This window comes from uncultured Ruthenibacterium sp. (assembly GCF_963558415.1).
Taxonomy (GTDB): domain Bacteria; phylum Bacillota; class Clostridia; order Oscillospirales; family Ruminococcaceae; genus Ruthenibacterium.
This window is the reverse complement of record NZ_CAUWGY010000126.1, coordinates 1-4,212: the sequence shown is the minus strand read 5'-3', so window position 1 is coordinate 4,212 and position 4,212 is coordinate 1. Positions and strand designations below refer to the sequence as shown.

General features: G+C 52.9%; 10 protein-coding genes. All 10 read left to right on the top strand.

Annotation, left to right across the window (positions count from 1 at the left end; all coding sequences use genetic code 11):
• The coding region (gene rplW, locus AB5H98_RS12830; RefSeq protein WP_367926282.1) for a 50S ribosomal protein L23 at positions 1–279 on the top strand (279 nt) is incomplete at its 5' end.
• Positions 280–354: 75 nt separating this feature from the next.
• Entirely contained in the window at positions 355–1,188 is an 834-nt protein-coding gene (gene rplB, locus AB5H98_RS12825; RefSeq protein WP_367926281.1) for a 50S ribosomal protein L2, read from the top strand.
• A 14-nt stretch (positions 1,189–1,202) separates the two neighbouring features.
• Positions 1,203–1,478: a 30S ribosomal protein S19 gene (rpsS, locus tag AB5H98_RS12820; protein ID WP_349216496.1), complete on the top strand. Its 276-nt coding sequence runs from the start codon at positions 1,203–1,205 to the stop codon at positions 1,476–1,478.
• A 20-nt stretch (positions 1,479–1,498) separates the two neighbouring features.
• Positions 1,499–1,834: a 50S ribosomal protein L22 gene (gene rplV / locus AB5H98_RS12815; RefSeq protein WP_349216495.1), complete on the top strand. Its 336-nt coding sequence runs from the start codon at positions 1,499–1,501 to the stop codon at positions 1,832–1,834.
• 14 nt (positions 1,835–1,848) lie between these two features.
• Positions 1,849–2,571 (top strand): 30S ribosomal protein S3, encoded by a 723-nt coding sequence (rpsC, locus tag AB5H98_RS12810; protein WP_367926280.1) that lies wholly within the window; start codon positions 1,849–1,851, stop codon positions 2,569–2,571.
• Entirely contained in the window at positions 2,571–2,987 is a 417-nt protein-coding gene (gene rplP, locus AB5H98_RS12805) for a 50S ribosomal protein L16 (protein WP_367926279.1), read from the top strand. The genes rpsC and rplP overlap by 1 nt, the downstream gene beginning before the upstream one ends.
• Positions 2,988–2,989: 2 nt before the next feature.
• Positions 2,990–3,190 (top strand): 50S ribosomal protein L29, encoded by a 201-nt coding sequence (gene rpmC / locus AB5H98_RS12800; protein WP_349216492.1) that lies wholly within the window; start codon positions 2,990–2,992, stop codon positions 3,188–3,190.
• Between the two features lie 17 nt (positions 3,191–3,207).
• Positions 3,208–3,462, top strand: a complete 255-nt coding sequence (gene rpsQ / locus AB5H98_RS12795; protein ID WP_349216491.1) for a 30S ribosomal protein S17 — start codon at positions 3,208–3,210, stop codon at positions 3,460–3,462.
• Positions 3,463–3,489: 27 nt separating this feature from the next.
• Positions 3,490–3,858 carry a 50S ribosomal protein L14 gene (rplN, locus tag AB5H98_RS12790; RefSeq protein WP_367926278.1) on the top strand — a complete coding sequence of 123 codons (369 nt, stop codon included), beginning with the start codon at positions 3,490–3,492 and terminating at the stop codon, positions 3,856–3,858.
• 15 nt (positions 3,859–3,873) lie between these two features.
• Positions 3,874–4,188: a 50S ribosomal protein L24 gene (gene rplX / locus AB5H98_RS12785; RefSeq protein ID WP_349216489.1), complete on the top strand. Its 315-nt coding sequence runs from the start codon at positions 3,874–3,876 to the stop codon at positions 4,186–4,188.
• Positions 4,189–4,212: the final 24 nt, after the last annotated feature.

Here is a 4,212-nt window from a genome sequence, read left to right as displayed (position 1 = left end):
GACATCATCCTCGCCCCGGTCATTACCGAGGCTTCCATGGCTGGCATCGCTAACAAGAAGTATTCCTTCAAAGTTGCGATCAACGCCACCAAAGTTGACATTGCACGCGCTGCCGAAGAACTGTTCGGTGTAAAGGTTGCGAAAGTCAACACCATTTCCGTGCGCGGCCGTTATCGCCGCCAGGGTATGCATGCAGGTTACACTGCTGCTTCTAAGAAAGCGATTGTTACCCTTACAAAAGATTCCAAGGGCATCGAGTTCTTCGAGTCCATGGTTTAAGCACGGGAGCCCGAGAAGGGCTCAGCTATGGAGATATGACTCCGATAACAGATCATAAGAGAAAGAGGAAAAGACATGGCTATTAAAAAGTACAAACCGACTACGCCGGGTCGCCGTGGTATGACCACGACCGATTACAGCTGCCTGTCGAAAGTTGCGCCGGAGCGCAGCCTGCTGGAGCCGATGAAAAAATCCGCTGGCCGCAATAACACCGGTCGTATTACTGTCCGTCATCATGGTGGCGGAAATCGCACAAAATATCGTGTGATCGATTTCAAACGTGATAAAGTGGATGTTCCCGCTACTGTCAAAACTTTGGAATATGATCCGAACCGTTCTGCGCACATCGCGCTGCTGGAGTATGAGGATGGAGAGAAACGCTACATCATCGCTCCGGAAGGCTTGAAAGTCGGCGATACCGTGATGAGCGGTGCAAATGCGGACATTAAGCCGGGCAACTGCCTGCCGTTCACCAACATTCCTGTTGGTACCATCATCCACAACATTGAGCTGTATCCGGGCAAAGGCGCTCAGTTGGTTCGCTCTGCTGGTAACATGGCTCAGTTGATGGCAAAAGAGGGCAAATACGCTTTGGTTCGTCTGCCGTCTGGTGAGATGCGCAACGTTCCTGTAAACTGTGTTGCAACGGTTGGTCAGGTCGGCAACATCGACCACGAGAATGTGAACCTTGGTAAGGCTGGCCGCAAACGTCATATGGGCTGGCGTCCTACCGTTCGTGGTTCTGTCATGAACCCCTGCGATCACCCGCACGGCGGTGGTGAGGGCAAGAGCCCGGTCGGTCGTCCCGGACCTGTTACCCCGTGGGGCAAACCTGCTCTGGGTTACAAGACCCGCAAACATCATGCGCGCAGCGATAAGTTCATCGTGAAACGCGCCAACTCGAAATAAGGAGGAGAGCTGACATGGGCAGAAGTGTTAAAAAAGGACCTTTCGTACAGCCGGTGCTGCTCAAACGCGTAAAAGCGATGAACGAAGCTGGTGAAAAGAGAGTGCTCAAAACCTGGAGCCGCTCCTCTACGATTTTCCCGGATTTCGTTGGCCACACCTTCGCGGTGCATGACGGCCGCAAACACGTTCCCGTTTATGTGACCGAGGATATGGTCGGACACAAGCTGGGCGAGTTCGCGCCGACCCGCACATTTAAAGGTCATGCCGGCGGCAAGACAACCGGTAAATAAAGGATAGGAGAGGATTACAAATGGAAGCAAGGGCACATCTTAGATACGCCCGCATCGCGCCCCGCAAGGTTTCCGTCGTGCTGGATCTCATCCGCGGACAGGAAGTCGACAAGGCGCTGGCGATTCTGCAGTACACCCCGAAGGCCGCCTCTGAGCTCCTTTACAAGCTGGTGAAATCTGCTGCCGCCAATGCGGAAAACAACCACAACATGGACAAAAACAACCTGTATGTTGCTGAGTGCTTTGTCACTCCTGGCCCCACACTGAAACGTGTTATGCCTCGTGCACAGGGCCGTGCGTACAGAATCCTCAAGAGAACCAGCCACATTACGGTCGTTCTCAAAGAGAAAGAGTAAGGAGGTTAAGCAGTATGGGTCAGAAAGTCAATCCCCACGGCATTCGCGTGGGCGTCATCAAAGATTGGGACAGCCGCTGGTACACCTCCAAACGTGACTTCGGCGATACCCTCGTTGAGGACTACAAAATCCGCAAAGTGCTGAAAAAGCAACTGTACAATGCGGGTGTTCCTAAAATTGAGATCGAACGCACCTTCGACAGCCAGAGCGGCAAACCTCGTGTTCGCGTCACCATCCACTGCGCAAAGCCCGGTATGGTGATCGGCAAGGGTGGCTCCGAGAAAGAGAAGCTGCAGGCTCAGCTCACTAAGATGATCAACAAAGATGTTTATGTGAACATCGTTGAGGTAAACAACATTTCCACCAATGCTCAGTTGGCTGCTGAGGACGTTGCTGCTCAACTGGAGCGCCGCGTTTCTTTCCGCCGTGCGGTGAAAATGTGCATGCGCAATGCGATGAGCCCTCGTCGTGGCACCGGCGCAGTTCCTGCTAAGGGTATCAAAGTGCAGGTTGGCGGCCGTTTGGGCGGCGCGGACATCGCTCGTAGCGAGCATTATCATGAGGGAACCATTCCTCTGCAGACTTTGCGTGCTGACATCGACTATGGCTTTGCCGAGGCGAACACCACTTATGGTAAGATCGGCGTCAAGGTTTGGATCTATAAAGGCGAAGTGCTGAAAGGCGCGAAACCGGCTCCCCGTAAGGAGACATTCCGCAAAGAAGGAGGCAACAAATAATGTTACTGCCGAAACGCGTAAAATACCGTCGTGTTCAGCGTGGCCGCATGAAGGGCAAAGCGATGCGCGGTAATACAGTTTCTCAGGGCGAGTATGGCATTGTTGCCCTCGAGCCCTCTTGGATTACTTCCAATCAGATCGAAGCCGCTCGTATCGCTATGACACGTTACATCAAACGTGGCGGTAAGGTTTGGATCAAGATTTTCCCGGACAAACCCGTTACTGAGAAGCCTGCTGAGACCCGCATGGGTTCCGGTAAAGGTAGCCCCGAGTACTGGGTAGCCGTTGTGAAACCGGGCCGTGTTCTGTTTGAACTGGCCGACGTCAGCGAAGATGTAGCTCGTGAGGCTCTGCGCCTTGCAGCTCACAAACTGCCTGTAAAGTGCAAGTTTGTCAAACGTGAGGAGGTCGAATAAGCATGAAAGCAGCTGAACTGCGCGAAATGAGCGCTGCCGAACTGACCAAAAAGCTGGGCGAGCTGAAAGAAGAGCTGTTCAACCTTCGCTTCCAGCACGCCATTAACCAGCTGGATAATCCCGGCCGGATCGAGACCGTCAAAAAAGACATTGCCCGCATCAAAACCGTGATGCGTGCCAATGAGCTGAAAGACGCACAATAAGGAGAGGGAGGAAAGACATGGAACGCAATTTGAGAAAGACCCGCGTGGGTGTGGTTGTGTCCGACAAAATGGATAAAACCGTTGTTGTCGCCGTAAAAGACAGCGTGCAGCACCCTCTCTACAAAAAGATCATGAAGCGCACCGTGAAGTTTAAAGCTCACGACGAAAACAATGAGTGCGGCGTGGGCGACCGCGTGATGATCATGGAGACTCGTCCCCTGAGCAAAGATAAGCGCTGGAGACTGGTCAAGATCGTCGAGAAGGCGAAATAACACAGCTTTGAAAGGAGATTCTGTCTTATGGTACAGATGCAAAGCTATCTCAAAGTTGCCGACAACACCGGTGCCAAAGAAATTATGTGCATTCGTGTGCTTGGCGGTTCCCGCAAGAGATATGCCGGCATTGGCGATGTGATTGTGGCTTCGGTCAAAAAAGCAGCGCCCAATGGCACAGTGAAAAAAGGCGATGTGGTCAAGGCTGTGGTTGTCCGCAGCAAACAGGGCCTGCGCCGTGAGGATGGTTCTTACATCCGTTTTGATGAAAACGCCGCGGTGCTTATCCGCGAAGACAAAAACCCGAGAGGCACCCGTATTTTTGGGCCGGTCGCACGCGAACTGCGTGATTGCGGTTATCTGAAAATCGTCAGCCTTGCTCCGGAATCGCTGTAAGGAGGTTTTACAAGAATGGCAAAAGTTCATGTTAAAACCGGCGACACCGTTATGATTATCAGCGGCAAAGATCGCGGTAATTCTGGTAAGGTTTTGCAGGTCAGCCCCAAGGAAGGCAAAGTCATCGTGGAAGGCCGCAATATGGTGACCAAACACGTCAAACCCCGCCGTCAGGGCGAGCAGGGTGGCATTGTCAAGGCCGAGGGCGCTCTGTATGCCGATAAGGTGATGCCGGTGTGCCCCAAGTGCGGCAAGGCCACACGTGTGGGCCACACGGAAAAAGACGGTAAAAAAGTGCGCGTCTGCAAAAAATGCGGCGCCGAGTTTTAAGGAAAGGGAGTAGAAAAACATGGC

Excerpts from the sequence above, each read along its gene's own strand:
- rplB (WP_367926281.1), top strand. The coding sequence starts at position 355 with ATGGCTATTAAAAAGTACAAACCGACTACGCCGGGTCGCCGTGGTATG.
- rpsS (WP_349216496.1), top strand. The coding sequence starts at position 1,203 with ATGGGCAGAAGTGTTAAAAAAGGACCTTTCGTACAGCCGGTGCTGCTC.
- rplV (WP_349216495.1), top strand. The coding sequence starts at position 1,499 with ATGGAAGCAAGGGCACATCTTAGATACGCCCGCATCGCGCCCCGCAAG.
- rpsC (WP_367926280.1), top strand. The coding sequence starts at position 1,849 with ATGGGTCAGAAAGTCAATCCCCACGGCATTCGCGTGGGCGTCATCAAA.
- rplP (WP_367926279.1), top strand. The coding sequence starts at position 2,571 with ATGTTACTGCCGAAACGCGTAAAATACCGTCGTGTTCAGCGTGGCCGC.
- rpmC (WP_349216492.1), top strand. The coding sequence starts at position 2,990 with ATGAAAGCAGCTGAACTGCGCGAAATGAGCGCTGCCGAACTGACCAAA.
- rpsQ (WP_349216491.1), top strand. The coding sequence starts at position 3,208 with ATGGAACGCAATTTGAGAAAGACCCGCGTGGGTGTGGTTGTGTCCGAC.
- rplN (WP_367926278.1), top strand. The coding sequence starts at position 3,490 with ATGGTACAGATGCAAAGCTATCTCAAAGTTGCCGACAACACCGGTGCC.
- rplX (WP_349216489.1), top strand. The coding sequence starts at position 3,874 with ATGGCAAAAGTTCATGTTAAAACCGGCGACACCGTTATGATTATCAGC.